The 26144-nt window shown below is 59.4% G+C and carries 25 protein-coding genes, 1 tRNA gene and 1 other RNA gene; 19 read left to right on the top strand and 8 right to left on the bottom strand.

Going from position 1 to position 26144, the window contains the following annotated elements; translation table 11 throughout:
* Positions 1-3 precede the first annotated feature (3 nt).
* The 4 genes from JK202_RS02155 to JK202_RS02140 all read right to left on the bottom strand — a co-directional run bounded on the left by JK202_RS02155 (position 4) and on the right by JK202_RS02140 (position 2238).
* Entirely contained in the window at positions 4-333 is a 330-nt protein-coding gene (locus JK202_RS02155; protein WP_211558737.1) for a hypothetical protein, read from the bottom strand.
* A gap of 96 nt (positions 334-429) precedes the next feature.
* Positions 430-735, bottom strand: coding sequence for an integration host factor subunit beta (locus tag JK202_RS02150; protein WP_211557599.1), 306 nt, complete (start codon positions 733-735; stop codon positions 430-432).
* 40 nt (positions 736-775) lie between these two features.
* Positions 776-1684 (bottom strand): signal peptide peptidase SppA, encoded by a 909-nt coding sequence (gene sppA / locus JK202_RS02145; RefSeq protein ID WP_211557597.1) that lies wholly within the window; start codon positions 1682-1684, stop codon positions 776-778.
* Positions 1685-1770: 86 nt separating this feature from the next.
* On the bottom strand, positions 1771-2238 hold the full coding sequence (locus tag JK202_RS02140) for a MucR family transcriptional regulator (RefSeq protein WP_211557595.1): 468 nt from the start codon (positions 2236-2238) through the stop codon (positions 1771-1773).
* A gap of 200 nt (positions 2239-2438) precedes the next feature.
* Here JK202_RS02140 and JK202_RS16370 point away from each other — a divergent pair, with 200 nt between their 5' ends.
* Both JK202_RS16370 and JK202_RS02130 read left to right on the top strand, forming a co-directional pair.
* A complete protein-coding gene (locus JK202_RS16370) occupies positions 2439-3704 on the top strand; it encodes a UdgX family uracil-DNA binding protein (RefSeq protein ID WP_211557594.1) in 1266 nt (421 codons plus the stop codon).
* Positions 3705-3731: 27 nt separating this feature from the next.
* Complete coding sequence (locus tag JK202_RS02130; RefSeq protein WP_211557585.1) at positions 3732-5975, top strand: FUSC family protein; 2244 nt, start codon at positions 3732-3734, stop codon at positions 5973-5975.
* Between the two features lie 28 nt (positions 5976-6003).
* Here the strand turns inward: JK202_RS02130 and JK202_RS02125 are convergent.
* A tRNA-Ser gene (locus tag JK202_RS02125) sits at positions 6004-6093 on the bottom strand.
* Positions 6094-6383: 290 nt separating this feature from the next.
* On the opposite strand from JK202_RS02125, the gene rplU reads away from it, so the two are divergent.
* The 4 genes from rplU (at position 6384) to proB (ending at position 9242) form a co-directional block, all read left to right on the top strand.
* Positions 6384-6698: a 50S ribosomal protein L21 gene (gene rplU / locus JK202_RS02120; protein ID WP_062494728.1), complete on the top strand. Its 315-nt coding sequence runs from the start codon at positions 6384-6386 to the stop codon at positions 6696-6698.
* A gap of 33 nt (positions 6699-6731) precedes the next feature.
* Positions 6732-6998, top strand: coding sequence for a 50S ribosomal protein L27 (gene rpmA, locus JK202_RS02115; protein ID WP_062494730.1), 267 nt, complete (start codon positions 6732-6734; stop codon positions 6996-6998).
* A gap of 100 nt (positions 6999-7098) precedes the next feature.
* Positions 7099-8109 (top strand): GTPase ObgE, encoded by a 1011-nt coding sequence (obgE, locus tag JK202_RS02110; protein WP_211557584.1) that lies wholly within the window; start codon positions 7099-7101, stop codon positions 8107-8109.
* Positions 8106-9242 (top strand): glutamate 5-kinase, encoded by a 1137-nt coding sequence (gene proB / locus JK202_RS02105; protein WP_211557583.1) that lies wholly within the window; start codon positions 8106-8108, stop codon positions 9240-9242. Before obgE ends, proB begins: the two co-directional genes overlap by 4 nt.
* 29 nt (positions 9243-9271) lie before the next feature.
* Here the strand turns inward: proB and JK202_RS02100 are convergent, their stop codons facing one another.
* On the bottom strand, positions 9272-9895 hold the full coding sequence (locus JK202_RS02100) for a hypothetical protein (RefSeq protein WP_211557582.1): 624 nt from the start codon (positions 9893-9895) through the stop codon (positions 9272-9274).
* Positions 9896-9949: 54 nt separating this feature from the next.
* Positions 9950-10216 carry a DUF2312 domain-containing protein gene (locus tag JK202_RS02095; RefSeq protein ID WP_062510070.1) on the bottom strand — a complete coding sequence of 89 codons (267 nt, stop codon included), beginning with the start codon at positions 10214-10216 and terminating at the stop codon, positions 9950-9952.
* Between the two features lie 274 nt (positions 10217-10490).
* Between JK202_RS02095 and zwf the strand changes: the two genes are divergently transcribed.
* Both zwf and JK202_RS02085 read left to right on the top strand, forming a co-directional pair.
* Positions 10491-11960: a glucose-6-phosphate dehydrogenase gene (gene zwf / locus JK202_RS02090; RefSeq protein WP_211557581.1), complete on the top strand. Its 1470-nt coding sequence runs from the start codon at positions 10491-10493 to the stop codon at positions 11958-11960.
* 6 nt (positions 11961-11966) lie between these two features.
* Positions 11967-12437: a hypothetical protein gene (locus JK202_RS02085; RefSeq protein WP_249199555.1), complete on the top strand. Its 471-nt coding sequence runs from the start codon at positions 11967-11969 to the stop codon at positions 12435-12437.
* 24 nt (positions 12438-12461) lie between these two features.
* Here JK202_RS02085 and JK202_RS02080 read toward each other — a convergent pair whose 3' ends face one another.
* On the bottom strand, positions 12462-13457 hold the full coding sequence (locus JK202_RS02080; RefSeq protein WP_211557580.1) for an alpha/beta hydrolase: 996 nt from the start codon (positions 13455-13457) through the stop codon (positions 12462-12464).
* Between the two features lie 75 nt (positions 13458-13532).
* On the opposite strand from JK202_RS02080, the gene rnpB reads away from it, so the two are divergent.
* The 11 genes from rnpB to murG all read left to right on the top strand — a co-directional run bounded on the left by rnpB (position 13533) and on the right by murG (position 26120).
* An RNA gene (rnpB, locus tag JK202_RS02075) (RNase P RNA component class A) lies at positions 13533-13951 on the top strand.
* A 286-nt stretch (positions 13952-14237) separates the two neighbouring features.
* The gene (gene mraZ / locus JK202_RS02070; RefSeq protein ID WP_211557578.1) at positions 14238-14732 is read left to right on the top strand and encodes a division/cell wall cluster transcriptional repressor MraZ; all 495 of its coding nucleotides are present in this window, start codon (positions 14238-14240) and stop codon (positions 14730-14732) included.
* Complete coding sequence (gene rsmH, locus JK202_RS02065) at positions 14729-15700, top strand: 16S rRNA (cytosine(1402)-N(4))-methyltransferase RsmH (protein WP_211557576.1); 972 nt, start codon at positions 14729-14731, stop codon at positions 15698-15700. Before mraZ ends, rsmH begins: the two co-directional genes overlap by 4 nt.
* Positions 15697-16488, top strand: coding sequence for a hypothetical protein (locus JK202_RS02060; protein ID WP_211557575.1), 792 nt, complete (start codon positions 15697-15699; stop codon positions 16486-16488). Before rsmH ends, JK202_RS02060 begins: the two co-directional genes overlap by 4 nt.
* Before the next feature lie 81 nt (positions 16489-16569).
* The gene (locus JK202_RS02055) at positions 16570-18555 is read left to right on the top strand and encodes a penicillin-binding protein 2 (protein ID WP_211557573.1); all 1986 of its coding nucleotides are present in this window, start codon (positions 16570-16572) and stop codon (positions 18553-18555) included.
* A gap of 8 nt (positions 18556-18563) precedes the next feature.
* Complete coding sequence (locus tag JK202_RS02050; RefSeq protein WP_211557571.1) at positions 18564-20024, top strand: UDP-N-acetylmuramoyl-L-alanyl-D-glutamate--2,6-diaminopimelate ligase; 1461 nt, start codon at positions 18564-18566, stop codon at positions 20022-20024.
* A complete protein-coding gene (gene murF / locus JK202_RS02045; RefSeq protein ID WP_211557569.1) occupies positions 20021-21394 on the top strand; it encodes a UDP-N-acetylmuramoyl-tripeptide--D-alanyl-D-alanine ligase in 1374 nt (457 codons plus the stop codon). Before JK202_RS02050 ends, murF begins: the two co-directional genes overlap by 4 nt.
* Positions 21394-22485, top strand: coding sequence for a phospho-N-acetylmuramoyl-pentapeptide-transferase (gene mraY / locus JK202_RS02040; RefSeq protein WP_211557566.1), 1092 nt, complete (start codon positions 21394-21396; stop codon positions 22483-22485). The genes murF and mraY overlap by 1 nt, the downstream gene beginning before the upstream one ends.
* The gene (murD, locus tag JK202_RS02035) at positions 22482-23828 is read left to right on the top strand and encodes a UDP-N-acetylmuramoyl-L-alanine--D-glutamate ligase (protein ID WP_211557564.1); all 1347 of its coding nucleotides are present in this window, start codon (positions 22482-22484) and stop codon (positions 23826-23828) included. Before mraY ends, murD begins: the two co-directional genes overlap by 4 nt.
* Positions 23829-23832: 4 nt before the next feature.
* Positions 23833-25026 carry an FtsW/RodA/SpoVE family cell cycle protein gene (locus JK202_RS02030; RefSeq protein ID WP_211557562.1) on the top strand — a complete coding sequence of 398 codons (1194 nt, stop codon included), beginning with the start codon at positions 23833-23835 and terminating at the stop codon, positions 25024-25026.
* Positions 25023-26120: an undecaprenyldiphospho-muramoylpentapeptide beta-N-acetylglucosaminyltransferase gene (gene murG, locus JK202_RS02025; protein WP_211557560.1), complete on the top strand. Its 1098-nt coding sequence runs from the start codon at positions 25023-25025 to the stop codon at positions 26118-26120. The genes JK202_RS02030 and murG overlap by 4 nt, the downstream gene beginning before the upstream one ends.
* The last annotated feature ends 24 nt before the right edge of the window (positions 26121-26144 follow it).

Below are 26144 nucleotides of genomic sequence, written 5' to 3'. Positions count from 1 at the left end.
CTCCTAGCCTCTGCGGCCATGTGCCGCGGGACAGGCATGGAGCCGATTGCTGGAGCGGAATACCGCTTCCCCGATCGGGGCAAACCCACTTCCCCGCCCCAAACGCCGCGCGCTGTTGGGCATCTGCTCCAGCACAATGACCCCGGACGCCATGCGATAACAGATCTTCGCCTGCACCGAACCCGATCTTGCGCCGTGATAAGATGGTTTCTTTGATTGAGAGGACAGCTGCCCGTGAGCCAGAGCTGCGGGCGATACCAGAACGGAATACCCCGTCAGGCACAGACCAATGGTCCAGGCACACACAACCAGAAAATATGGAACAGGCTTCATGCGTTTATAGTACCGTGGAAGCGGTATCCAGAACCAGTCCTGGCTGCCGCGCGCAGCGTTCTTTGTCGTTCCTGATGCGGCCTGAACACAGCTTGTTCAGTCGTCTCGCTTTTTGGAAGACAGTCGCTGGTTGACGCGCTCCCTGAGCTCCTTGCCAACCTTGAAAAACGGAACACTTTTTTCCTCAACCGGCACGACGTCCCCTGTGCGCGGATTGCGCCCCGTTCTGGCCGCTCTCTCACGAGGAAGAAAAGCTCCAAAACCCCGCAGCTCCACACGATCGCCACGAGCGAGCGCTGCACCGATCTCGTCGAACACGGCATGGACGATGCGCTCTATGTCACGAGTAAGAAGATGCGGATATGCGGCCGCCAGTTCCGCGATGAGTTCGGATCGGGTCATGACAGTTGTTCCACCTGACTCCGCCTTCTGAAACAGGTTATCAAAGTTGCAAAATCGCAACGGCTCCGTCAAGGCCTTCGCGATCGATCAAACTGGAGAAAGTTCCCCCAAGCAAGCCCTTCAGAAGCGCTTTTTTTCCAGACCACTCATACCAGTAGCGAGTGCGACTGGAGAGCAGAGGTAAAACCGGATATGGCGCATTACCGATTTTCAGCTGCTTTCTGAGCCAGATTCGGGCAGCGTCTTCATCACCAAGTTCATCCACCAGCCCGAGTGCTATGGCCTGCCGCCCGGTATAAGCACGGCCATCAGCCAAAGAGCGGACTTTTTCTTCGCTCAGATGACGGCCCTCCGCGACCATGGAAACGAACTGACCAAACAGGTCATTCACCAGCCCCTGAAGCATCTGGCGACCTTCCGGCGTCAGTGTACTGGTTAGATCGGTCTGATCCTTCATTGCACCAGATGTGATGGCAGCTATGCCGATTCCCAAACGTCCGAGGCCGACTGAAACATCCGGACGCTGAAGGATCACGCCGATTGACCCCGTCAGTGTGGACGGCAAAGCCACGATATGCTGAGCGGGTACGGAAAGCATGTAGGCCGCTGACGCTCCCATATCTCCCATCGAGACGGCGACGGGTTTGACTGACGCAAAGCGCTTGACCGCTTCGTGCAGCCTTTCACCTCCGGTAACGCCCCCACCGGGACTGTCCACTACAAGCAGCAGACCTGTAACGTCCGGCGCGCTCTGAGCCTGTTTCAGGGCGCGTACGGTCTGCGTAACGTCATTCTGGACGATGCCGGTGATGGCGAGACGAACGATATGCGGTTTATGGCTGGCGAGCGCACTAACGGAACTACGGTGACCCGCAAGCGAAATGACCACCGCACTGAAAAAGGCGACGAGAGCACCGATCCTCCATAGCACCAGTTGCCGGTGCTTCATCTGACCCGCCAGAAAGGCATTCAGTTCAGCGTTGATCGATCTGCTCCCGTCTATGTGGTCTGAGGAGGATGGTCAGTTGATGTCGCTCAATCTTCCTTCTTGGTCCGACGCCCGCGAGCGCTTTCCTTTTTACCCTCGCCCGCTGCCGCGCTGATCTTCCGGCCAAGACCGATCTCACGAGCCAGAGCTGAACGGCGCTGTGCATAGTTGGGCGCGACCAGCGGATAGTCTGACGGAAGGCCCCACCGTTCACGATACTGTTCCGGCGTCATGTCATAAGCGCTCTGGAGGTGACGCTTGAGCATTTTCAGCTTTTTGCCGTCTTCGAGACAGATAATGTAGTCGGGAAAAACGGAGCGCTTGATGGGTACTGCCGGCTGAGGACGTTCTGCCTGCGGCTCTTCCTCAGGAACTCCGGCTTTGACCAATGCGTCATACACCTGACGGATCAGGGAAGGCAGTGCTTCTGCCTCGAGTGTACCGCGCGACGCCTGAGCAGCAACGATCTGGGCGGTGAGCTCCAGAAGACCTGTATTGGAAGTGTTTTCGGACATGATATTTCACCCCTCTGCTCGAATGGTTTTTTTCAGTTCCATAACGCCTGTAAAGGGTCAGGTAAATGCGGCATGGAAATATTTAGCGTATGCCTTTGCCGACTCATGATTATCATCATATCAAAATAACCCGCAAACAAAAAAAGGTAAGCGGGATTGCCGGAGTATTCAGTTCTGAGGCCGGTAACTGGGAAGGTAACATGAACCACCAAACTGTTGTGCTCTCAACGACAAGTGATTTTTCCGGCTGGCGCGCATGGTCGCGAAAACTGCTTCATGACAGAATACCTGCCGATTCAATACGGTGGATTATAGAGCCTCCGGCAACACTCTATGCGTCATCTGCAACACGAGTCCTTCCATCTGCCCCCTCAACAACCAGTATTCCCCGCTCTCTGGCCACGCTTTTTCCAGCTGTTTTTGTATCTGAAGCTCCCGAGCGGTTTCATCTGCTTTATCTGACACTTCAGACCTTGCGTGATGGGGCGGCAGTGCCAGAAGAACTCACAGACGAACTGAAGACACTGGCCGCGCAGAGTCGGAACCGGGCACTCGACCTTCGTTGCCAGATGCCGGACGCTGGAAACCAGGACTGGCAGATCGTCCGTACATCCCATACTGCGGCGTTGATCGACAATCAGGCGAGCGCGCTCGCAAATCTAAGACCTTCTCCGTGGGTTGTGACTGCTCCTGATCGCACGCTGTGCTGGAACGGAAAGGAATACCGCTTCGGACCGGGGCTGGACAAAGATGTCTCTGATCCGGCGGGAATCATCATAGCGGCACGCAGCATCGCAACGGCGGGTGCAGGCAATGCATGGTGGGATGGAATTGCTCCCCTGCGACTACATCCAGGCATTGATGATATTGCCTCCTCCCCGTCACTCCCCAGCCTTCGCGGCAAAGCCGTTGATTGCCAGATGTGCGATCTCTGCGGCCCTGCGACACGGACCGTCTCAGGAGAAGGCAATCCAGACGCCCGGGTCATGTTTGTCGGAGAGCAGCCTGGCGATCATGAGGATCTTCAAGGGCGGCCGTTCGTAGGACCGGCCGGCCAACTGTTCGATCGCGCACTGAAGGAAGCTGGAGGGAACAGAGCAGAAGCGTGGATCACCAATGCCGTCAAACATTTCAAGTTTGTGGCGAAAGGAAGCCGCCGTATCCATCAGAAACCCAACACAGGCGAAATAACGGCCTGTGCTCCGTGGCTGGCGGCAGAGCGCAAGATTTTGGCACCGAAAGTCACCGTGATGCTGGGCGTTACAGGGGCCAGCGCTGTTCTGGGACGTCAGGTGACAGTGTCGCGTGAGCGTTCAAGGCATATTCCCATGGAAGATGGAAGTATCGGTCTGGTAACCGTACATCCGTCTTATCTGCTCCGCCTTCCTGATGAGGAGTCGAAGACACGCGAATATACAAAATTTGTAACCGATCTCAGAATGGCAATTTCCGCTCTCGCCGGATAATGCTGTTAGGGCTAAGAAACTCACGCAATGAGTGGCAGCACCATATCCTCGGGACAACCGACTCCGGATAATACGACCACACGGCCTGCACCTTTGCGGCCGCGCGCGCGTCCTTTTCTTTCGTGGCTGTACGCACCCAGCCCCTCGTCCGTCACGTTCGCCCTGCGTAATACGATTGCAGCATGTCTCGCAGTTGGTATTGCGTTCTGGATGGAACTGGATGACCCCGCATGGGCTGCCATGACAGTCTGGGCGGTCGCCCAGACCAGCCGGGGCGAAAGTCAGTCCAAGGCAAAATGGCGTATTGTCGGCACTGTCAGTGGCGCAATCGCCGCTATTACCATCATGGCAGCGGCTCCTCAGGCTCCATGGATGTTTTTCCCCATGATTGCCCTGTGGATCGGCCTGTGCAGCGGATTTGCGACATTCGTCAGCAACTTCCGCTCCTATGCCCTTGTTCTTGCAGGATATACCTGTTCGATCATCTGTATGGGTGCAGCTTCCAATCCCGACAATGTCTTCATGGTCGCGATGTCACGGGGCACTTACATTGTACTTGGCGTGCTGTGCGAAGCGCTCATGGGTCTCATTTTCGCGACAAGTCAGGAAAGACATGCCCGCGCCCAGCTTCGACAGAAACTTGAATCGGCCCTGGTTCTCGTCACAACCACATTATGCAGCCTGCTAGGAGAAGAGCGCGGCGCCCTCAATGCTGCGCGCCGCCAGTTCGGCACGATTCTGACAATCAATGATCAGATTGAATTTGCTGAAGTCGAAATGGGACCACACGGCCACGAAGGTGACCACGCACGAGCGGCTCTCGCGGCGGTTTCTGCGCTCCTGTCTCGCGGCTTCGGCATGGCCATGCGCCTTCAGGTCCTCAACCACGACCATCCGGCCTTCACCAGAACAGCCGATGAGATCCTTTCTTTTCTGAAGCAGTTCCCGCAGCGCCTTCCTGACCAGAATGCCGTCCCTGCCCTTCTCGCCGACCTTCAGCATTTTCGCGATGTTTGCCGCCTCTATGCAGCACCGCACCGTGAAACCGATATCCGCCCCGATCTCGAACCCATTCCTGGCCATGAACCATTTGACCCGACAGATGAGGGTCAGAAAATGCAGGAAGATCGACTGGATGAACGCGTCCTGTTCGTCTCCCTGGGAGAACTTCTGGGGGATCTGGAACAGGCCATCAAGGAATACGAGGCCAGCACACATCGCATTAAGGGCGATCATTTCCATTTCCAGCTTGAAACCCACCGTGACACCCGTGAAGCCGTACATAATGGCCTGCGTGGCGCCTGCGCGGTTTTGATCACAGCCTACATCTATGAAGTCACCGCGTGGCCGAACGGGCTCGGATTTATCGCCATTACCACACTGGTCTGCGGTCTGTTCGCAACCAAGGAAAACCCCGTACTCGGCACGACAGAGTTCCTCAAGGGCGCGGTAGCAGCCTATTTCATGGCATGGATTCTGGTTTTTGTGCTCATGCCAAAGGTCACAACTTTCGAGACGCTGGCCCTGTTCCTTGGACCAGCAATGTTTCTGGGGGGCCTCGCCAAGGGTAACCCGTCAACAGCAGGCGGCTCCGCAGCTTATGGTCTTCTGCTTCCGGCAATGCTGGGGCTCGAGAACCACCACGTCATGAACGAAGTCGCATTTTACAATGGAAACATGGCGACAGTTCTCGCTGTGGCTGTCAGCGTTATCGTCTTTCGAAGCGTGTTGCCCTTCAGCAGTGACGCCGAGCGCTTCCGTCTGCGTCGCATCATGCTGGGAGAGCTACAGCGCCTAGCACATCCAAGCTTCACGCCGCGCATCAGCGTCTGGATCGGACGCAATACAGATCGCTTTGCCCGCCTGATCCGCCACGCAGGTCCCACCCCGGCCCCACTCATCGAGGCCTGTATCCTTGGTACACTGGCGACCCTGACACTCGGGCTGAACGTTATTCGCCTCCGCGCACTTCTTGACCGGGAATATTTACCCGAAAGCGCGCGGCGCCCGATCCTGCTCGTCCTCCATTATGTTGAAGAATCAACCCGACGGCATGACAAGGCCGCTCGGATTGCTGAAGCAGCCGTAAGGCGCCTTCGTGCCCTTGATGCTCAGGAAACAGATCTGGTGACCCGTCTCGAACTAACACGGGCAATCACCTACCTCGTCGTTATCGCCTACACAATGCGAACGAACGAAGACTTCCTTGACGCAAGCAAGCCATTCCGAGGCGAGAAAAACAGCCGCCTGCTTAACTCAGGACAAGGCTAAGGATTTTCTGGATAGCTTTAAGGTCAGATGGCGGAGAGGGTGGGATTCGAACCCACGGTACCCGCGAAGGCACAACGGTTTTCGAGACCGCCCCGATCGACCACTCTGGCACCTCTCCGTACGGCTCTGCTTTTGCGCTGAACCTGATCGACGGAGGGGCTTATGGCGGGGTTTAACAAACATTGCAAGGGGGCTGGAGCCCCTTCCTGAGAGAAAGATGCTTGGGAAGAGCTTTTTCGCTCGTTTCTGATTGACTGTAAGGCCTCATATCTGTATCGACCGCGGCTGTTCCATGTGACCATTCCTGTTGGAAAGCATGGAGCCAACGACAAAAAGCGACTGGGTCGCGCCAGATCGGGACAACCCGGCAGAAGCGGCCACGAGATCGGAACAGAGAGAGTTTCCAGAATGTACGCAGTCATCCGCACCGGCGGTAAGCAGTATCGCGTTGCTCCCGAGAGCATCCTCAAGGTCGAGAAGCTCGAAGCTGAAGCCGGCAGCACCATCACCTTCACCGACGTCCTGATGGTTGGCGGCGAAGGCACCGTGACCGTCGGCGCGCCGCTGGTCGCTGGCGCAACCGTGACGGCAACCGTTGTCGCTCAGGATCGTCTGCCGAAGGTGATCATCTTCAAGAAGCGTCGTCGTCAGAACAGCCGCCGCAAGAACGGTCATCGCCAGCCGGTAACCGTCCTGCGCATCAACGCGATCAACGCGGCCTGATTGGCCCGACACTTTAGGTAAGGACAAACAGCCATGGCACAAAAAAAGGCAGGCGGCTCAAGCCGTAACGGACGCGACAGTGCAGGTCGTCGTCTGGGTGTGAAGAAGTTCGGTGGCGAAAGCGTCATCGCAGGCAACATCATCGTCCGTCAGCGCGGCACGAAGATGAAGGCTGGCGCCAATGTCGGTATCGGCCGCGACCACACACTGTTCGCTCTGACGGACGGTCATGTGAAGTTCCAGCGCCGCGCAGAAGGCCGCGTCCACGTTTCCGTGGCACTGCCGGAAGCTGCTGAATAAGCAGCCCGCGTTTCCAGCGCGAGCGGAAGGGGCCGGTCCTGTTCGGGACCGGCCTTTTTGCGTATAAAGCGCCCCTCACCTTATTCTTTCGGACAATACGATGAAGTTTCTCGACCAGGCCAAGATCTATGTGCGTTCCGGTGACGGTGGGGACGGCGTGATCGCATTTCGGCGCGAGAAATACATTGAATATGGCGGTCCGGATGGTGGTGATGGTGGCCGTGGCGGCGACATTGTATTTCGTGCTGTCCCCGGCCTGAACACGCTGATCGATTTCCGCTACACGCAGCATTTCAAGGCCCGTAAGGGTGGTAATGGCGCGGGCTCAAACCGGACCGGCGCGGCATCGTCCACCGTCACCATCAATGTCCCGATCGGCACCCAGATTTTCGACGAAGATCGCGAGACCCTGCTGGCCGATCTCGACACAGAGGGCAAGGAAGTCCTCCTATGTCGTGGTGGAGACGGCGGTCTTGGCAATACCCATTTCAAGAGCAGCACCAACCGCGCACCTCGCCGGGCCGACAAAGGATGGCCGGGCGAAGAGCGCTGGGTATGGCTTCGTCTTAAGCTGATTGCCGATATCGGTCTCGTTGGCCTTCCGAATGCTGGCAAATCCACACTTCTGTCCGTCGCATCCCGTGCCCGTCCCAAGATTGCGGATTATCCGTTCACGACCCTGCATCCGCAGCTTGGCGTGGTGCGTCTGAACAATACGGAAGAATTCGTAATCGCCGATATTCCCGGGCTGATCGAAGGTGCCAGCGAAGGTGCCGGTCTGGGAGACCGCTTTCTGGGGCATGTGGAACGTTGCGCGACACTGCTGCATCTGATCGACGGCACGGAAAGCCAGGTTGTGAAGCACTGGCGCCTGATCCGAAAAGAACTTCAGGCCTATGATCCCGAACTCGCCGCCAAGCCCGAGATCATCGTTCTGAACAAATGCGACTCCCTGACACCTACGCAACGCTCCGCCAAAAAGCGTGCTCTGGCAAAAGCGTCTGGTGCTGAAGTCCTGATGCTGTCCGGCGCGACACAGGAGGGTCTGCCTGAGCTGCTTCGTCTGCTTCAGGATCGCGTGACGGCTGCCAAAAAGGATCGGCAGGGATGATCGCTCCGGCCTCTGCTCCTCATCTGGCGCAGGCCCGCCGGATCGTCATCAAGATCGGAAGCGCACTTCTGGTCGATTCCAGCAATGCGACACTGCGTCAGGAGTGGCTGCAAAGCGTCTGTGCAGATATTGCCGACCTACGCAAACGGGGCGCAGAAGTCATTGTTGTGTCCTCTGGCGCAATATCTTTGGCGCGGCATCGCCTTGGCCTGACGTCTCGCCGGCTGCGCTTGGATGAGAAGCAGGCTATGGCCAGCGTCGGTCAGATCGGGCTTGCGCAGGGCTGGAGCGCAGCACTCGCAGATCACGACCTGATTGCAGCCCAGCTTCTCCTCACACCAGACGATACCGAAAACCGTGAGCGCCACCTTAACGCGCGCGCTACACTCCAGACGTTACTCGATCTGGGCTGTGTTCCCGTCATTAACGAAAATGATGCCATCGCAACTGGCGAAATCCGCTTCGGCGATAATGACCGGCTGGGGGCCCGCGTAGCCCAGATGACGGGCGCCGACTGTCTGGTGCTGCTCTCTGATATCGACGGGCTGTACACAGCAGATCCGCGGCAGAACCCGTTTGCACGCCACATTCCCGTTGTCGAACAGATGACGGATGAGATCATGGCCATGGGAGGCGAACCACCACCTGGATATTCGTCAGGTGGTATGCGTACGAAACTTCTGGCCGCTCGGATAGCGACACGCGCAGGTGCCAATATGGTGATCGCGGCCGGACAGGAATATCATCCACTTCGCCAGCTGCAGAATGACGGTCTGTGCACCTGGTTTCTGGCCCAGACGGATGCCGGATCAGCCCGCAAACGCTGGATTGGCGGCAGCCTTCAACCCAGAGGGATGCTGACCATCGATGCCGGCGCCCATCGAGCCCTTCAGGATGGTGCATCCCTCCTGCCCGCAGGTGTGACCGCACTGGAGGGTACGTTCGGGCGTGGCGATCTGGTCGTCATCCGCGGAACTGACAGCAATGTTATCGGACGAGGCCTGATCGCTTATGATTCGGAAGAAAGCCAGAAGCTGATTGGCCATCGTTCCGGAGAAATGGAACAGCTTCTGGGATATCGCGGGCGGGACGCCCTGATCCATCGGGATGATCTGGCGCTCGATTATCCCTGAGAATTGATCGTTTCCCTGCCCATCTTACTTTAGCCTCTGGGAGGCCAGCGCAACTTGGGCTCTGAACGGGAGCGGTAAGCCTCATCATCGGCAACCGTCCGAGCCGGCTGCTTCCGCTCCATCCCACGTGCAAGAGGCTCTCGCCCAGCGTCCGCAGTATCCTGCTCCCATGGCGCACGGGCCCAGGCGCGCTCTGAGGCACTCGGCATTTCCGTTCGCGCGCCTCCTGATACAGACGCGCTTCCACGGCGCGGCAGTGTTTCAGGGTCCCCCTGCCCCGGACCGTCCTCATAGGACGGTAGATCAGGGCGAAGAGCCCGCGCCGGCATCAGATAATCCTCGTCCGCCTGGGTCATGAGCGGCTGCACCACACGCGTTTCTGATACGGGGTCCGTGCGCTTCTGAGCTGCTGACGCAACCTGCCCGCCCCGATCCCCCACAACATTTTCAGAACGCGTCGAAACGGCCAGACGCATGTTAAGCGCCCGCAATTCCGCCCGCAGTTCCGCAATCTGGAACTCCAGATCCTGTAAGCGGGGTTTGGTCCCAAAGACGGCGAAGGGCATGCAGAGCAGCGCCATCGCAAACAGGGCGGCGACCACGGCCAGGCACCCGAAGGCCCAGCCTGGCAGCCATGAAAAATCAGACATCATAAGGAGGCCTGGTCCAGTCTGAAGATGGCGCGTTCGGGTTTCCGGAGACCGGAATTACATGCCAAGGGCACGACGGTAGATATCAAGCAGCGTTTCCTGCTCTTCAACCTCGGCCGGCTCCTGCTTGCGCAGACGGATAATCTGCTTGATGACTTTTACGTCAAAACCGGCAGATTTGGCTTCAGAGAAAATGTCCTTGATGTCCCCGGCCAGAGCCTTGCGCTCTTCTTCCAGACGCTCAACACGCTCGATGATGGAGCGCAGACGGTCTGCAGCGATCCCGCCTGTGGCAGCGCCTTCGCTTTTGCTTTCTGCATCCATGTCCGGTTTCCTTATATCGTCTGGGCTATGTTTCGCCGACGCTGCTTAACACAGCATCCGCCGCGCGGCTTATCGTGATGAGGGCGGGACGGTCAACGGAATTATGTGCACGTTTCATGAACGCGTGAGCATGACGAAACTTTTCTCCCGATGTCGTGCAGGGCCAGTCCCTTGACAGGAAGGCTTCTGACAGGGAACTAGACGGTGCCTGAAAGGGCCTGAACCCTAACCCTTTTTTCCCGGTCTGCGGGTTCGAGAGGTCAGAGAGTCTTCCATGGAACATTTCCAGCAGGTCGAGCCCTTCGACTATGTCATCTTCGGCGCCACTGGCGATCTCACGATGCGCAAGCTGCTGCCCGCGCTCTACAACCGTCTCCGAATAGGACAGATTCCAGACGATGCCTGCATCATTGGAGCCGCCCGTACGGAACTGGACCGGGAGGCCTATGTTGCGCGGGCTCGTGAAGCGCTTGAGCGCTTTCTTCCTTCGGATATCCTGAGTCCCGGACTGGTGGAGCGCTTTCTGGCGCGTCTCGACTATGTGACGTTGGACAGCAGCCGCGAAAGCGCTCAGTGGGATGTCCTGAAGGCCCAGCTTGCCAAAACGGATCCTGACCGTGTGCGGGTCTATTATTTCGCAACCGCGCCACAGCTTTATGGCAGCATCTGCGAAAACCTGCACCGTTATGGGCTGATCACACCCAAGTCCCGTGTCGTGCTTGAAAAGCCGATCGGAACGGACATGGCCACCGCGACCGCCATCAATGATGGGGTTGGTCAGTATTTTCCGGAAAAACAGATCTACCGTATCGATCACTATCTCGGCAAAGAGACGGTCCAGAATGTTCTCGCTCTGCGTTTTGCCAATCCGCTGATGAACGCAGCGTGGTCGTCAGAGCATATTGAGAGCGTACAGATCACGGCAGCTGAAACCGTCGGTGTGGAAGGTCGTGCGGCCTATTACGATACGTCCGGCGCACTTCGGGACATGATCCAGAACCATCTGCTTCAGGTTCTGTGTCTGGTGGCCATGGAAGCTCCGGATTCTCTGGAAGCCGATGCTGTTCGCAATGCCAAGCTTGCCGTTCTGAACGCCCTGCGTCCTATCACGGAAACTTCCGCAGCGACTGAGACCGTGCGCGCCCAGTACACGGCAGGCGTCGTCGATGGCGAAAACGTTCCGGGTTATCTGGAAGAACTTGGCAAGCCGAGCTCTACCGAAACCTACGCCGCCATCCGCGCCTGGGTGGATACGCCACGCTGGAAGGATGTGCCCTTCTATATCCGCACAGCCAAACGCTCCGGCCGCAAGGTCAGCGAGATTGTCGTGACCTTCCGCCCCGCAGCAACCACAATGTTTGGGGCTACGCCCGCCAGCAACAGACTTGTTCTGCGTATTCAGCCCAATGAGGGTGTGGAACTGCGGTTGAACGTCAAGAACCCTGCCCTTGACGTATTTAACCTTCATCCTGCGGATCTCGACGCTTCCATCCGCATGGAAGGCGGCATGCCGTTCCCGGATTCCTATGAGCGTCTCCTGCTTGATGCCGTTCGAGGCGATCCGGTGCTCTTCATCCGCCGCGACGAGGTCGAGGCTGCATGGCGCTGGGCAGAACCGGTCCTTGATGCATGGAAACATGACAAGGTGCCCATGCAGACCTACAGTGCGGGTTCTTACGGCCCTGATCAGGCGACACGCCTGCTCGCCGACCATGACGATACCTGGCATGAAGCCTCGGAGTGACACCATTTGAACGATGATAAGAGCGCAACGCCCCGTCTGGGCCGCGCGCCGGGCAGAAGCTCACGCCGCCAGCCCCGCAGCTTCAAACAACTCCTGCTGCGGCGGCTTCTGATCGTTATCCCGGCTTTTCTGCTGATGTTCATTGCAGTCCGCACCGGGCTGCTGGACATGTCCTATGACAAGATCACGTTCAGCAAGCTGAGCTGGTTCGACAACACGGCTCTGGTGGAGCATCTGCGCCTGGCAGTGGTGAAGGACAACCTGACCGATCTGCCACGCAACTGTCTCGTCTTCGTGGTCAACGGCAATGCGTCTGACAACACGCCGACGATGGATGTTCTGGGACGGCACGGAAATGGTTGTCCCGGCACGACCCCTTCGGCTGATAAGTTGTTCAGCCTGAAGATCAACCGCTCCGCACGAACCGTGCAGACCGACGCGGGAACGCCTGGCGCGTTCCATGATCTGCCACTTTAAGATTTCTTGAAAGAGCGGAGCCTTCTACAAGGCTCCGCCCGTTTCCTTCGCGAAAGCCTCGCGCAGGAACGCTCCCCCTTCCCTCAGCGCCTGACGCCCATCCCGAAACAGCGCATAGCCGTTCAGGAAGCCATGGATCATGCGTGGAAAATTTTTCAGCCTGACCGCAACACCGACATCGTTGAGACAGCGGGCGTAAAGTTCCCCTTCCCCCCTGAGCGGATCAAATCCTGCCGTCACGATCATGGCGGGCGGAAGGTTTTTGAAGTTGTTGGCCAGCAGCGGAGAGAACGCGGGATCGAAAAGCTGTTCCGGGCTGCTCAGCGTCTGGCCACAATACCAGTACAGAAGCTCCGCAGTCAGCATATACCCCTCGGCATAAGCCTCCCGGGACGGCGGGACGAACGGGCCACTCAGAGCAGGATAATAGAGAAGCTGGGCGCTGAGCGGACGCATGCCCTGCGCCTGAACCCATTGTGCAAGCACAGCCGAAAGATTGCCTCCCGCACTGTCTCCCGCAACCGCGACGGGAACATCTGGCGCGATCGTTTGGAATATCCAGCTCAGCGCGGCTTTTGCATCCTCCAGCCCAGCCGGAAACCGGTGCTCCGGTGCGAGACGGTAATCCAGCGAGAGCACCATCGCTCCTGATGCCGCAGCAAGGCGGCAGCAGATCCCGTGATGGGAGATGAGGTCACAATGAACGAATCCACCCCCATGCAGAAAGAGCACAACCCCACGGGTTTTTCCACGCGGCCGATACAGACGTGCGGTGCGAGGCGCCTCTGCTCCAGGGAGAAGGATTTCACACCAGCGGCGGATACGGAGCGATGACAGGCCGACCGGAAAGCTTGGACGTCCCGTTACCCGCCGAATCTGCCGCAGGATGTCCGCGGACGGCCGGGGGGAAGGAATAGGTGGAATTTCGTCAAGGACCATCCGGCGCGGTGTGACACCCCGCCTACGTGCCTGTCGGGACAGCCAGAACAGAAAGATCCGCAATGTCAGGGTCGGGCGCATCTCGCCATTATGCCGGGAGCCACTCTAAAAGTCTGCCCTTGACCGCAAGGGCATCCCGGAGCAGTGTCTGCGCCGCCAGACGGCTGGACGATCGCTGTGTGTGCGATGAGGATCGCACACAGGGAGGAAAGTCCGGGCTCCATGGAAAAACGGTACCGGTTAATTACCGGCGGGGGCGACCCTAGGGACAGTGCCACAGAAAACAGACCGCCCGCCGGACTGTACCCCACGCGTTCATTCGCCGGGGAATATGTTGCGGGTAAGGGCGAAACGGTGCGGCAAGAGCGCACCGCATCTCCGGCAACGGCGATGGTCATGGTAAACCCTACCGGGAGCAAGACCGAATAGGAACGGCAGGTTTCCGCAAGGAAGCCGAGGGTTTTTCACCCCGTCGTTCGGGTTGGTTGCGTGAGGCCTGCAGCAATGCATGTCCCAGAGGAATGATCGTCCCGCTTTCGGGCGGACAGAACCCGGCTTACAGGCCGTCTGGCACCTCTGAAAAATCTGTTCTTCCAGTAATTGTTCCCCTCCCCAAAGAAGAACAAAAACAGAACAAATAACGGCAGGTATAGATCCGCCTCCGCGATTATCCCTGATAAACCCTAACAAACTGGAAAAATTTTCGTCACATTTCTCGTTTTGAAAATGTCGCAGTTTTCTGCGGTTTTCTGACGATATCTGTTTGACGTCCCATGAAATCCCATGATATCCCAGTAAAGACCAAGCCAAATAACCAGCAACCGCATGACCGGTTCTGACGCAGAAGGAGGCACATCATCCATGAGCATGTTCCTCGGCACGCATCAGAACCGTTTTGATGCCAAGGGGCGTGTCTCCATTCCCGCATCTTTCCGCGCAGCCCTGAAATCTCAGGCCCAGCCGGGAGATCCACTGGTCATCCTGCGCCCCTCCCATCTGCATCCCTGCATCGAGGGCTGGACGGTCGGAGCCTTCGCATCTCTTGCGACCCCGCTCGACGAATACGATCCCTTTTCGGAAGACCATGAAGATCTGGCCGCCAGCCTTTACGCAGACGCTTATCCGCTGGACAGCGACAAGGAAGGTCGCATCATCCTTCCCGAAACCCTGCGTACTCACGCAGTCCTGACGGACGAGGTTTCCTTCATGGGCCTTGGTCGAACATTCCAGATCTGGAATCCGGAAGCAGCAGCGGAGCGCCGTCAGGCTGCCCGCAGCCGTGCAAAAACGCTCGCGACCAGCCGCCGGCCAGTCAGCGCTTCTGCTGCCAGCAATACAGCAGGAACAGCAGAATGAACGCGATTACTCTGGTTCATTCCGGCCATGTTCCGGTCATGCTGAAAGAGGTGCTCGAAGCCCTCTCTCCGCGTGCTGGCGGACGGTATCTGGATGGCACGTTCGGCGGCGGCGGCTATGCCCGTGCTATCCTGAATGCAGCCGACTGCACCCTTGACGGTATTGACCGCGATCCTGCCGCCATCGAGCGCGGAAACGCCATGGCCATTCAGGCCAACGGGCGGCTAAGGATGCATCAGGGCACATTCGGCGACATGGAAGCGTTGGTCGGGGCAGAAGGTCCGTTCGATGGCATTGTTCTGGATCTGGGCGTCTCGTCCTTCCAGATCGATCAGGCCGAACGCGGCTTCTCGTTCCGCAATGACGGGCCGCTGGACATGCGCATGGGATCGGACGGCCCTTCAGCAGCCGATCTGGTCAACACCAGCAAAGAAACCGACCTTGCGGACATCCTGTATCGCTATGGTGAGGAAAAACTCTCCCGCCGCATCGCGCGCGCTATTGTGGCCGCCCGTGCTGAGGGCCCCATCACGACCACCGGCCAGCTCGCACATATTATCCGCTGCTGCGTCCCCCGCGACCGCGCCAATATCGACCCGGCCACCCGGAGCTTCCAGGGGCTGCGGATCGCCGTAAACGATGAGCTGGGTGAACTGGAGCGAGCGCTGGAAGCAGCCCCTCGCCTTCTGGCGCCCGGCGGCATTTTCGTGGTCGTAACATTCCATTCTCTGGAAGATCGTCTGGCGAAACGCGCCATGGCAGTTCTTGCAGGCCGGACGGGAAACCCTTCCCGTTACGAACCGGCGCCACTCCGTCAGGAAGCACCGGCTTTTTCCCTTCTTCATTCCCGTCCCCTCTCCGCCACGGATGAGGAATCCCGGGAAAATCCGCGCGCGCGCAGCGCCCGTCTGCGCGCACTGGTCCGTAATCCCGTCTCCAAGATGCCCGCCTCAGGAATGCCCTCATGATCCGGCCCTTCACCGTCGCCTGCGCTGTCCTCGCCGCAGGATCTGGCCTGTTTCTCTATACCAAGAAGCATGAAACCACGGTTCTGGATCAGAAGATCACGAAGATCGTGCAGGAGACGCAGCGCGTGCGCGGCCAGACCGCCATGCTTCGCACCGAATGGGCACTCCTGAACCAGCCGGATCGCCTGAATACTCTGGCAGCACGTTTTGTTCCCGCCCTGCATCCGATGGAGCCGGACCAGTTCATCCGCATGGCGTCGCTCGAAGCGCATCTTCCTGCGCCCGGCTCGAAAGCACAGCCGGCAGACCCGCGCGAAGGGCTGCATGAAGTCGTGAACCGCGCTGCCGAAGCAGCACATCTTCCCCTGCCAGCACCGCAGACAGCCGTACATGCTCCTGCTCCCGTTCAGACTGCTCCCGCCTCTCACCCGGTGGTCGTGGCCATGGCCAGTCACCCTGTTGCAGTCTCGAAGCCTGCCATCGACAAGCCGCACACCGCCCATGCTCGCAGTGCGGATACGCAACTGGCTCTGGCTACGCCACGCACGGCTACGCCTCCTGTCCACGCTCATCCGGACAGCGCGCCAGGTGTCCGCCTTGTGAGCTATCGTGAAAGCCATCCTGCTCCATTGATGGTCGCCGCCTGGCACCCACAGACCGTGCGCGTCAGCCATACTGCAGCAGTGACACGTCTGGCCGAAGAACGCCCACATACGCATCGCACACAACTTTCCGCTCTGGGAAATGCGAATGACGCATTGCCCGCGCCTGTGCCGTTGGCTAACTGAAAGCTCTTCCATCGTTAACCGCTCGTTCAGCATTTTCGGATAGCTTAGGGCGAGCCCTTCAACAGGACGCACCCCCGCACGATGCCTCAGGACGTGCCACCTTCTTCCGGTTCGCAGCGCCCCGAGCGTCCGGATGTGCCGTCAGGGCGTTTCCGGCAGAGCGTAACGCCGCGGGGATTTCGTAGGCTGAATCTTGACCAGATGCATGGGCGTCTGCTCGGCGTCGGGATGGGATTTCTCGCAATTTATGGCGCTGTTGCCCTGAAGGCGACTGTCGCCACTGTCCTGATGCCGATGGAGCCTGAAAAACGCCAGATTGCGCCTCAGGTCCCGGAAATTCCCAAAAGTGATCCTCGCGGAGAAATGTCGGGTGATTTCGTCCTGCCGACTGTCAAGCGCGCCACCATCACGGACCGTACAGGTCAGGCCCTCGCGCTCTCGCTTCCCGTGGCGCAGGTCTATGCCAATCCGATGGAACTGATCGATCCGGCTGATGCTGCCGACAAGCTCCGGAAAGTTCTGCCGCAGCTCGATCGTGACGAGACGATCCGTCGCCTGTCGCTAAAGAAACAGTTCGTCTATCTGGCCCGTGACATTTCGCCCGTTCAGGAGATCGCGATCAACAATCTGGGCATTCCCGGCATCTATTTCGAAGCTGGCGAACGCCGTCATTACCCTCTGGGGCGCACCGCTGCGCAGATCATGGGCAGTGTCGATATCGACGATCACGGCATTGCGGGGGTGGAACGGTATTTCGACAAGCGCCTGAACTCCGACAAGTCGCCGCTGCGCCTGTCACTGGACGTCCGCGTGCAGACCGTCGCACATGACGAACTTCAGGCTGCAAAAGACGAATTCTCGGCCATTGGTGCGAGCGCGATCGTCATGGATGTCCGCACGGGCGAAATCCTGGCTATGGTCAGCCTGCCCGATTACGACGCCAACGATTTCGGCCACGCCCCCAACGATGCGCGCTTCAACCGCGCCGTCACTGGCATGTACGAGCCCGGTTCAACCTTCAAGCTCCAGACCGCCGCAATGGGCCTGCAACTCGGCGTCGTCCATCTGTGGGACCGCTTTTCGACCATCCCGATCCGGGTAGGCCGCTTTACGATCCGCGACATGAAGACGGACCATTTCGCCCCATGGCTCTCCCTGCCCGGCGTTCTGGCCTTTTCGTCCAATCCGGCAGCGGCGCATATTGCGCTCGATGTGGGCGCGGCGCGGCAGCAGGACTGGCTGCGGAACATGGGCTTTTTCAACCGTGTTCCCGTCGAACTGCCCGAAGCCGGACGTCCCCTCGTTCCCGCATCACGCAACTGGGGCATTTCCACGGTTATGACGGTCGGGTTTGGACATGGTGTGGCCGAGCCGCCGCTGGCCATCGTCCGTGGCACGGCAGCAACCGTGAATGGCGGTATCCTGCTCAAACCAACCCTCGTGGCGCGCGATACCGAGGACGACAGCAAACCCGTTCCGGATGCCGATGCGGCACAGGTTCGTCCTGTCGCCTACCGACCGGGGGCAGACAGCGACGAGATCGGTGCCGAAACGCCCGTGGGCACCCGTGTCCTGTCCGAGCAGACTTCGGCACTCCTGCGCAAGCTGCTGCGGCTCGACGTGACACTGGGCAGCGGTAAATCCGCGGAGGTACCAGGCTACTATGTTGGCGGCAAAACCGGCACGGCGGAAAAAATTGGCGCGCATGGCGGCTACCTGAAACACGTCAACGTCTCAGCGTTCACCAGCGTGTTCCCGATGAACAACCCGCACTACGCGGTTTACGTGATGCTCGACAGTCCGCAAGGCACAGCCGCCACGCATGGCTGGACGACAGCGGCCTGGAACGCAGCGCCCACCGTCAAGAAGATCATCTCGCGCGTCGGCCCGATCCTGAACCAGTTCCCGGATCTGGCAAACAAGGACGCCATCGACGCTTCTCTGGCCATTCCAATGAACCCAGCCGTTCCCGCCGGATACCGTGCCCTTGGTCCCGGGAATGATCCGGGCGATCCCCGCAATCAGCCACACGCCCCAAAGACCCCGCCCTCCAAGACACAGCACTGAAACGTCTCATGCGCCTTTCCCAGCTTTTCGCCCTTTGCGGCACGTCGCAGTCCCTGACAGACGATCCCGACATCCTTGCCGTAACGGCTGACAGCCGTAGAGTTGGGCCGGGAACGCTGTTCTTTGCCCTGCGCGGAGTGAAGCAGGACGGAAGTGCCTTCATTACGCAGGCAATCTCGCAGGGGGCCGCTGCCGTGATCGTGGATCATGATATTGCGCGCCCGACTGCAACGCTCCCCGTAATCATGCGCCCCGACGCCAAGAAGCTGCTTGCCCGCATGGCGTTTATCCTTGCAGGCCCGCAGCCCTCCTGCATTGCGGCAATCACTGGAACGAACGGTAAGAGCAGCACGGCCGATTTCCTGCGCCAGCTCTGGATCCTTCAGGGAAAACGGGCAGCAAGCCTTGGGACGCTGGGCCTCATTTCAGACACGGACGTTCCGGCCCCACCGAGTTTGACAACGCCGGATCCCGTATCGCTATCCCAAACTCTCGCCGCACTGGCTTACAGCGGGGTCGAGCATGTCGCGCTCGAAGCTTCATCGCACGGACTTGAGCAGCATCGGCTGGACGGTATTACGCTGACGGCGGCAGGTTTCTCCAATCTGACGCGCGACCATCTCGATTATCATCTGACACTGGAAGCCTACCGGACGGCAAAGCTGCGCCTGTTTGAGGACGTTCTGCCTGCTGGCGGCATCGCGGTCGTCAACGCGGACATGGACAACGAGACTTTCACTGCCCTTCAGGATATTGCAGCCCGGCGCAGCCTGAAACTTCGCAGTGTCGGACGCAACGGAACCACACTCCGACTGATCGAAGCGCGTCCCACGCCATCCGGTCAAATCCTGCGTCTGGCTCTGCACGGCGAGGAGCTGCCTGAAATCTCCCTCTCTCTGCCTGGGCGTTTTCAGGCCGACAATGTGATGCTGGCAGCCGCCATGTGCTGGAACGACGACGCCGAAGCCCGACATGTTGTCGAACTTCTGCCGCGTCTGACCGGCGTCCACGGCCGGTGCGAACGCGCCGTCGCATTGCCCAACGGCGCCGCAGCCTATGTCGATTATGCCCACACCCCCGATGCGCTCGACTGCGTCCTGTCCAGCCTGCGCCCACATACGGCAGGACGTCTGGTCGTGGTTTTCGGCGCAGGCGGTGACCGTGACCGCGGCAAACGCCCACTCATGGGGGAAGTCGCTGCCCGAATGGCAGATCTGGCCATCGTGACGGACGACAATCCGCGCACCGAAGACCCAGCATCCATCCGTTCTGAAATCCTGACGGCATGCCCCGACGCGCTCGAAATCGCAGACCGTCGCCGCGCCATCGCAGCAGGGCTTGAAGCCCTGAAGCCCGGCGACATCCTTGTCGTCGCTGGAAAAGGGCATGAGCAGGGTCAGATCGTCGGCACGGACGTCCTGCCCTTCGACGACCGTCTCGTCATCCGTGAACGGGCAGGTGCGGCATGAACGCTCTGTGGAACAGCGCGGACCTTCGGGCTGCAACCGGCGGAACGCTGAACGTAGATGTTCAGGTCACGGGCATTTCGATCGATACCCGAACTTTGGCACCGGGCGACCTGTTCATTGCCCTGCATGGCGAAACGAGCGACGGCCATGCCCATGTCCAGCAAGCTCTGGACAAAGGCGCCGCCTGCGCGCTTGTGCATGACACGACAGGTCTGGACGATCCGCGCCTTCTGATCGTCTCGGACACCATGACCGCCCTTGTCGATCTGGGCCGCTATGCGCGCTCGCGCTTTCGCGGAAAAGTCGTCGCCATCACCGGAAGTGTCGGCAAAACGACGACCAAGGACATGCTGAACGTCGCGCTGTCCGCCATCGGCCCGACACATGCCGCCGTGGCGTCCTACAACAATCACTGGGGCGTTCCCCTGACGCTGGCACGCCTGCCGCAGGACGCGCGGTTCTGCATCAGTGAAGTCGGCATGAACCATGTGGGCGAGATCGCGCCTCTGGCCGCTCAGGTCCGACCCGTTGTTGCGATCATCACCACGATCGGCACGGCGCATCTCGGCCATATGGGCAGCATCGAGGCAATTGCGCGGGAAAAATCCGCCTTGTTCGGCGCGCTGTCAGACAAGGGCACCGCCATCGTTCCCGATGACGCGCTCGGGCAGACCTATTTCACAAAGGCTCTCCCCGAAAGCTGCGTTCTTTGGCGTTCAGGCTTCTCAGAAGCCGCAGAGCTCCGGATCGAAAATCTGCACTGTTCAGCAGACGGCAGTCATTTTTCGCTGCACATGGCATGCGGCACCCAGAACGTGACACTGACGGCTCCGGGCGAGCATCTGGCCCGCAACGCGGCTCTTGCGCTCGGCGCGGTTGCAGCCCTTGGCGAAGACGTCGCCGTTGCCGCCAACGCATTACGGAACTTTGTACCGGCTGCCGGACGTGGGCAGATCCGTACGATCCTGAACAACGTGCGGCTGCTCGATGAGAGTTACAACGCCTCCACACCCAGCGTCCGCGCAGCTCTGGCAACCCTCGCACTCCTCCCAGCCCAGCGTCACATCGCGGCCCTCGGGGACATCCGCGAACTCGGCACGTTCGCCGACGCCGAACACCGCTCTCTGGCCGATGCCGTGCAGTCTGCCAAAGCTGTTGCCTTCTGCTGCGGGCCTCATATGCGCGCGCTCTACGACGCGCTTCCGTCCGAGCTTCAGGGCGGATACGCCGCTGATGCCGCGTCTCTGGCGCCCCTGCTCCTCAACGCCCTTCGTCCCGGTGATCTTCTGCTCGTGAAAGGCAGCTTCGGCAGCCGGATGCGTGACGTGATCTCAGTCCTCGATAACGCTTCCAGCCCGGTTTCTTCCTGATGCTTTTCAATCTCATCGCCGCTCACGACACGTCCCATGGCGGGTTTTTCAACCTGTTCCATTACCTGACGTTCCGCTCGGGCTGCGCTTGCCTCACCGCGCTGGTCATCTCGCTGGCACTGGGCAATCCGTTCATCGCGCAGCTCAAGCGGATCCAGCGAGAAGGCCAGCCGATCCGCACGGTCGGGCCCGAGCGGCATATTCTGGAAAAGGCCGGAACGCCCACGATGGGCGGCATGCTGATCCTGATCGCCCTGTTTTCGGCGACCCTGCTCTGGGCCGATCTGACGAATGGCTTTGTCTGGGCCGTCATGCTGACAACGGCGGCTTTCGGGGCAGTCGGGTTTGCTGACGATTACCTGAAGCTGTCCAAGCGCAACACGACCGGCGTTTCCAAGCGCACCCGATTGGGCTGCGAATTTCTGGCATCACTGGTTGCCGGAATCTGGCTGCAATATCTGACGCCGCCGGAACTGCGCAACATGCTCGCCTTTCCGTTCGTGAAGGATGTGCTGCTTCCGTTGGGCTACGCTTTTCCGATCTTTGCAATGATCACCATCACCGGCTTCGGAAACGCCGTGAACTTCACGGATGGTCTGGATGGTCTGGCCATCGTCCCGGTCGTAATCGCAGCACTGGTCTTCGCCCTGATTTCGTATCTGGTCGGCAATCACGTCTTCGCCGACTACCTGCAACTCCACCCGGTTCCGGGCACCGGCGAACTCGCGGTTTTCTGCGCGGCTCTGATTGGCGCGGGCCTCGGCTTCCTGTGGTTCAATGCCCCACCGGCTGCCGTCTTCATGGGCGACACCGGTTCCCTGTCCCTGGGGGGCGCTCTCGGAGCCGTAGCCGTCGCCACCAAGCATGAACTCGTCCTGTGCATCGTGGGCGGCGTCTTCGTGGCTGAAACCCTTTCCGTCGTCATTCAGATCTTCTGGTTCAAGCGGACAGGACGGCGCGTATTCCTCATGGCGCCCCTGCATCACCATTTTGAGAAAAAGGGCTGGCAGGAGCCGAAAATCGTGATCCGCTTCTGGATCGTCTCCATCGTGCTGGGCCTGTGCGGTCTGGCAACACTGAAACTGCGATGAGCAGCTTTCCGTCCGACCTTCTTGCGGGCGAGCGTTACGCCGTCTGCGGTCTGGGGCGTAATGGCGCAGCTGTCGTGCAGGCACTACTCGCAATGGGTGCGGACGTTCAGGCCTGGGATGATCGCAATGCCGATCTTCCTGCGCAGCCAAATCTGACGGTCGCTCCCCTGACCGACCTGTCTGGCATGACGGCCCTCATCCTGTCTCCGGGCATTCCGCATCTGCTGCCCAAAGCCCATCCCGTCGCGGATCTCGCAAGAGCGCAGGGGATCCAGATCCTGTCCGATGCCGAGATCCTGTATCGCGCCGTTCGGAAGTCTGGCTCAAAGGCCGCGTTCGTCGCCGTCACCGGAACAAACGGAAAATCGACCACGACGGCCTTGATCGCCCATCTTGTCACAACGGCCGGGCGGCCCTGCGCGGCGGGTGGCAATCTTGGAACGGCATCGCTCGCATTGCCCCTGCTGGCCGACGACGGCGTGTATGTCATCGAAATGTCGTCCTACATGCTGGAACGCCTCGACCAGTTCCATGCAAACGCGGCATGTCTGCTGAACCTGACCCCCGATCATCTGGACCGGCACGGTGATATGGCGGGTTATGCGGCGGCCAAAGCCCATGTTTTTGATAATATGGGTCCGGACGATCTGGCCGTGATCGGCATGGATGATGATTGGTGCCAATCCATCGCGTCACAGGTTACATCGCGTGGCGTGCAGGTCGTTGAACTGGATGCCGACACCCTGCCGCCCTATGACGGCCCTGCCCTTCCCGGACGTCACAATGCCCAGAATGTCGGCGCGGCTTTGGCCATTGCGCGCCATCTCGGCCTTGATGAAATGGCAATCCGGATCGGCCTCAAATCCTTTCCCGGGCTTGAGCATCGCCTGCAGAAAGTCGCGGAACGCGACGGAATTTCTTTCATCAATGACAGCAAGGCCACGAACGCCGAGGCCGTCTCAAAAGCTCTCGCCGCTTATGACAAGGTCATGTGGATTGCGGGCGGCGTTTCAAAAACTGGTGGCATCGAGAGTCTCGCGCCCTTTTTCAATCGCATTGCACAGGCTTTTCTGATCGGACAGGACGCGGATATTCTGGCAGCCACGCTGGAAACGCATCGCGTACCCTTCCAGCAGTGTGAAACGCTGGAAAAAGCTGTCCCCGCCGCGTTTGAAGCGGCTATCGAACAGAACATCCCCATCGTTCTGCTGTCACCGGCCTGTGCAAGTTTCGATCAATTTCGCAGTTTCGAGGATCGAGGTTCACACTTCCTTCAGATTTGCGATAATATCGTAAAATCAGGCCATTCGGGCACCACACGCACGCAGAAGCAGGAGAATTGACACCATGTCGGGACTTTCCCGTGTCGATACTTCTGCTGTTGCCCGCTGGTGGCGAAACCTGGACCGGGTAACGCTGGCCTGTGTCGGCCTGCTGATCGGTCTGGGCTATGTGCTGATGCTTGCAGCCAGTCCTGCAGTGGCTTCGCGTATTGGCGCCTCGCGCAACATGTTCATTCTCAAGCAGGTAATCTTTCTGGCACTGGCGGGAGCCATCGTGCTCGGAACCTCCTACCTGTCCCGGCAAGCTATCAAGAAGCTGGCGATCATCGGTGGCATTATAGCTCTTGGGGCTACGGCCATGACGCTGGTGCATGGCATGGAAATCAAGGGCGCGCGCCGCTGGATTGCGTTGCCCATGATGTCGGTCCAGCCCTCCGAGTTTCTCAAGCCGTGCTTTGCAGTTATGACCGGATGGCTGCTGTCCGCACGCCGTTCCGTCGTAATGTGGGGTAATATTGCCTTCCCCGGGATGCTGGTAGCCTTCGCATGCTTCGGGTTCATTTTGGTCCTGCTGAAATCACAGCCTGACATTGGAATGCTGTCCGTCATCACGATGGTCTTCATGACACAGTTGTTTGTGGATGGCCTCAAACTCTACTGGGTCGGCTTGTGCGTCGCTGGAATGGCGGGAGCGTTTGCTGTCGCCTACATCGTCTTCCCGCACGTCCAGTCCCGTGTGCAGCGCTTCCTGCACCCGGATGTCGGTGACCACTACCAGATCGACACCGCTCTACGGGCGTTCGGCAATGGCGGCCTGCTGGGACGCGGGCCCGGCGAAGGCCGCGTGAAAGATCTGCTGCCCGATGCCCATGCTGACTTCGTTTTCGCGGTTGCCGGCGAAGAATACGGCCTAATCCTGTGCATCGGAATTATCATGCTTTTCGGGATCATTGTCCTGCGCACCCTGCTCAAGCTGATGCACGAGGAAGACCCGTTCGTCATCGTGTCTGCTGCCGGATTGGTGACCGGTTTCGGTCTTCAGGCCTTCGTCAACATGGGTTCGACATTGCATCTGATCCCGACAAAGGGCATGACCCTCCCCTTCATTTCCTATGGCGGCAGTTCGGCAATGTCGGTGGCCCTGACCATGGGTATGGTTCTGGCCCTGACACGTCATCATGTCGGTCAGAGCCGGATTGGTCAGAGAACCTCTGCGCCTTATGGCCAAGGACCACTGTTTGAGAGGAACGCACCGTGAGCCGCCCCATCGTTATCGCCGCCGGTGGCACGGGCGGACATTTCTTCCCGGCCGAAGCCGTCGCAACCGTACTCGCGGAACGGGGACACGACCTTGTCCTGATGACGGACGCCCGACACGGACGCCGCGAAACTGGCCTGTTCAAAGACCGTCCGCAATATGTGCTGGACGGAGCTGGCGTGGCTGGCAAAGGCGTTGGCGGGAAAGTCCGTGGCATACTCGCCCTGCTGCGCGGCATGATGAACGCACGTCGCGTCCTCGGCTCTCTGGACGCGGCGGCTGTCGTGGGTTTCGGCGGCTATCCGTCCATCCCGCCTTTGACCGCATCGCGCCTTCTTCCTTCCGCAAAACGTCCGGAGATGGTCATTCATGAAGGCAATGCCGTACTCGGGCAGGCCAATGCCTTTCTGTCCCGCTTTGCACCGCTAATCGCCACATCCTACGCGAACGTTGCCCGGCTCCCGAAGAACGCACAGAAGACGCTGACCGGTATGCCCGTCCGTGCGGGCATCGAGGCGCTGTTCGGGAACGTCTATGCTCCTCTCGAAGGCAGGATAAACCTTCTCGTCTGGGGTGGTTCGCTGGGTGCACGTGTATTCTCCGAGATCGTGCCACAGGCGCTGGCCGCCCTGCCCGAAGAATTCCGCACCCGCCTGAAAGTCACCCAGCAGATCAAAGCCGAGGATCTGGATCGCGTCCGCGCAATTTACGAAAATGCCTGCATCGAAGTCGAGGCTGCACCGTTTTTCACGGATGTTCCGGCCTGCCTGAAAGATGCCCATCTCGTGATCGGGCGTGCGGGCGGCTCATCAGTCGCAGAACTGGCCATGGTCGGGCTGCCATCCATTCTGGTGCCACTCCCCATCGCCGCGTCCGATGAACAGGGTGCGAATGGTCAGGCACTCGTGGACGCAGGTGCAGCCTGGATGATCCGCCAGCCCGATTTTACGTCCGCAGCCCTGACGGCTCTGCTGACAGACCTGTTTTCCCATCCCGAAAAGCTCGAAAATGCAGCAAAAGCCGCTCATCTGTGTGCGCGCCCTCATGCTGCCGCAAAAGTCGCTGATCTGATTGAATCCGCCCTGCGGTCCTGATCCCTGTTTTTTTCGTTCTTGCCC

Origin of the sequence: Gluconobacter sp. Dm-62, assembly GCF_018256155.1 — a bacterium.
Taxonomy (GTDB): domain Bacteria; phylum Pseudomonadota; class Alphaproteobacteria; order Acetobacterales; family Acetobacteraceae; genus Gluconobacter.
This window is presented reverse-complemented; position numbering and strand designations above follow the sequence as displayed.

Excerpts from the sequence above, each read along its gene's own strand:
- JK202_RS02155 (WP_211558737.1), bottom strand. The coding sequence starts at position 333 with ATGAAGCCTGTTCCATATTTTCTGGTTGTGTGTGCCTGGACCATTGGT.
- JK202_RS02150 (WP_211557599.1), bottom strand. The coding sequence starts at position 735 with ATGACCCGATCCGAACTCATCGCGGAACTGGCGGCCGCATATCCGCAT.
- sppA (WP_211557597.1), bottom strand. The coding sequence starts at position 1,684 with ATGAAGCACCGGCAACTGGTGCTATGGAGGATCGGTGCTCTCGTCGCC.
- JK202_RS02140 (WP_211557595.1), bottom strand. The coding sequence starts at position 2,238 with ATGTCCGAAAACACTTCCAATACAGGTCTTCTGGAGCTCACCGCCCAG.
- JK202_RS16370 (WP_211557594.1), top strand. The coding sequence starts at position 2,439 with ATGAACCACCAAACTGTTGTGCTCTCAACGACAAGTGATTTTTCCGGC.
- JK202_RS02130 (WP_211557585.1), top strand. The coding sequence starts at position 3,732 with ATGAGTGGCAGCACCATATCCTCGGGACAACCGACTCCGGATAATACG.
- rplU (WP_062494728.1), top strand. The coding sequence starts at position 6,384 with ATGTACGCAGTCATCCGCACCGGCGGTAAGCAGTATCGCGTTGCTCCC.
- rpmA (WP_062494730.1), top strand. The coding sequence starts at position 6,732 with ATGGCACAAAAAAAGGCAGGCGGCTCAAGCCGTAACGGACGCGACAGT.
- obgE (WP_211557584.1), top strand. The coding sequence starts at position 7,099 with ATGAAGTTTCTCGACCAGGCCAAGATCTATGTGCGTTCCGGTGACGGT.
- proB (WP_211557583.1), top strand. The coding sequence starts at position 8,106 with ATGATCGCTCCGGCCTCTGCTCCTCATCTGGCGCAGGCCCGCCGGATC.
- JK202_RS02100 (WP_211557582.1), bottom strand. The coding sequence starts at position 9,895 with ATGATGTCTGATTTTTCATGGCTGCCAGGCTGGGCCTTCGGGTGCCTG.
- JK202_RS02095 (WP_062510070.1), bottom strand. The coding sequence starts at position 10,216 with ATGGATGCAGAAAGCAAAAGCGAAGGCGCTGCCACAGGCGGGATCGCT.
- zwf (WP_211557581.1), top strand. The coding sequence starts at position 10,491 with ATGGAACATTTCCAGCAGGTCGAGCCCTTCGACTATGTCATCTTCGGC.
- JK202_RS02080 (WP_211557580.1), bottom strand. The coding sequence starts at position 13,457 with ATGCGCCCGACCCTGACATTGCGGATCTTTCTGTTCTGGCTGTCCCGA.
- mraZ (WP_211557578.1), top strand. The coding sequence starts at position 14,238 with ATGAGCATGTTCCTCGGCACGCATCAGAACCGTTTTGATGCCAAGGGG.
- rsmH (WP_211557576.1), top strand. The coding sequence starts at position 14,729 with ATGAACGCGATTACTCTGGTTCATTCCGGCCATGTTCCGGTCATGCTG.
- JK202_RS02060 (WP_211557575.1), top strand. The coding sequence starts at position 15,697 with ATGATCCGGCCCTTCACCGTCGCCTGCGCTGTCCTCGCCGCAGGATCT.
- JK202_RS02055 (WP_211557573.1), top strand. The coding sequence starts at position 16,570 with ATGCCTCAGGACGTGCCACCTTCTTCCGGTTCGCAGCGCCCCGAGCGT.
- JK202_RS02050 (WP_211557571.1), top strand. The coding sequence starts at position 18,564 with ATGCGCCTTTCCCAGCTTTTCGCCCTTTGCGGCACGTCGCAGTCCCTG.
- murF (WP_211557569.1), top strand. The coding sequence starts at position 20,021 with ATGAACGCTCTGTGGAACAGCGCGGACCTTCGGGCTGCAACCGGCGGA.
- mraY (WP_211557566.1), top strand. The coding sequence starts at position 21,394 with ATGCTTTTCAATCTCATCGCCGCTCACGACACGTCCCATGGCGGGTTT.
- murD (WP_211557564.1), top strand. The coding sequence starts at position 22,482 with ATGAGCAGCTTTCCGTCCGACCTTCTTGCGGGCGAGCGTTACGCCGTC.
- JK202_RS02030 (WP_211557562.1), top strand. The coding sequence starts at position 23,833 with ATGTCGGGACTTTCCCGTGTCGATACTTCTGCTGTTGCCCGCTGGTGG.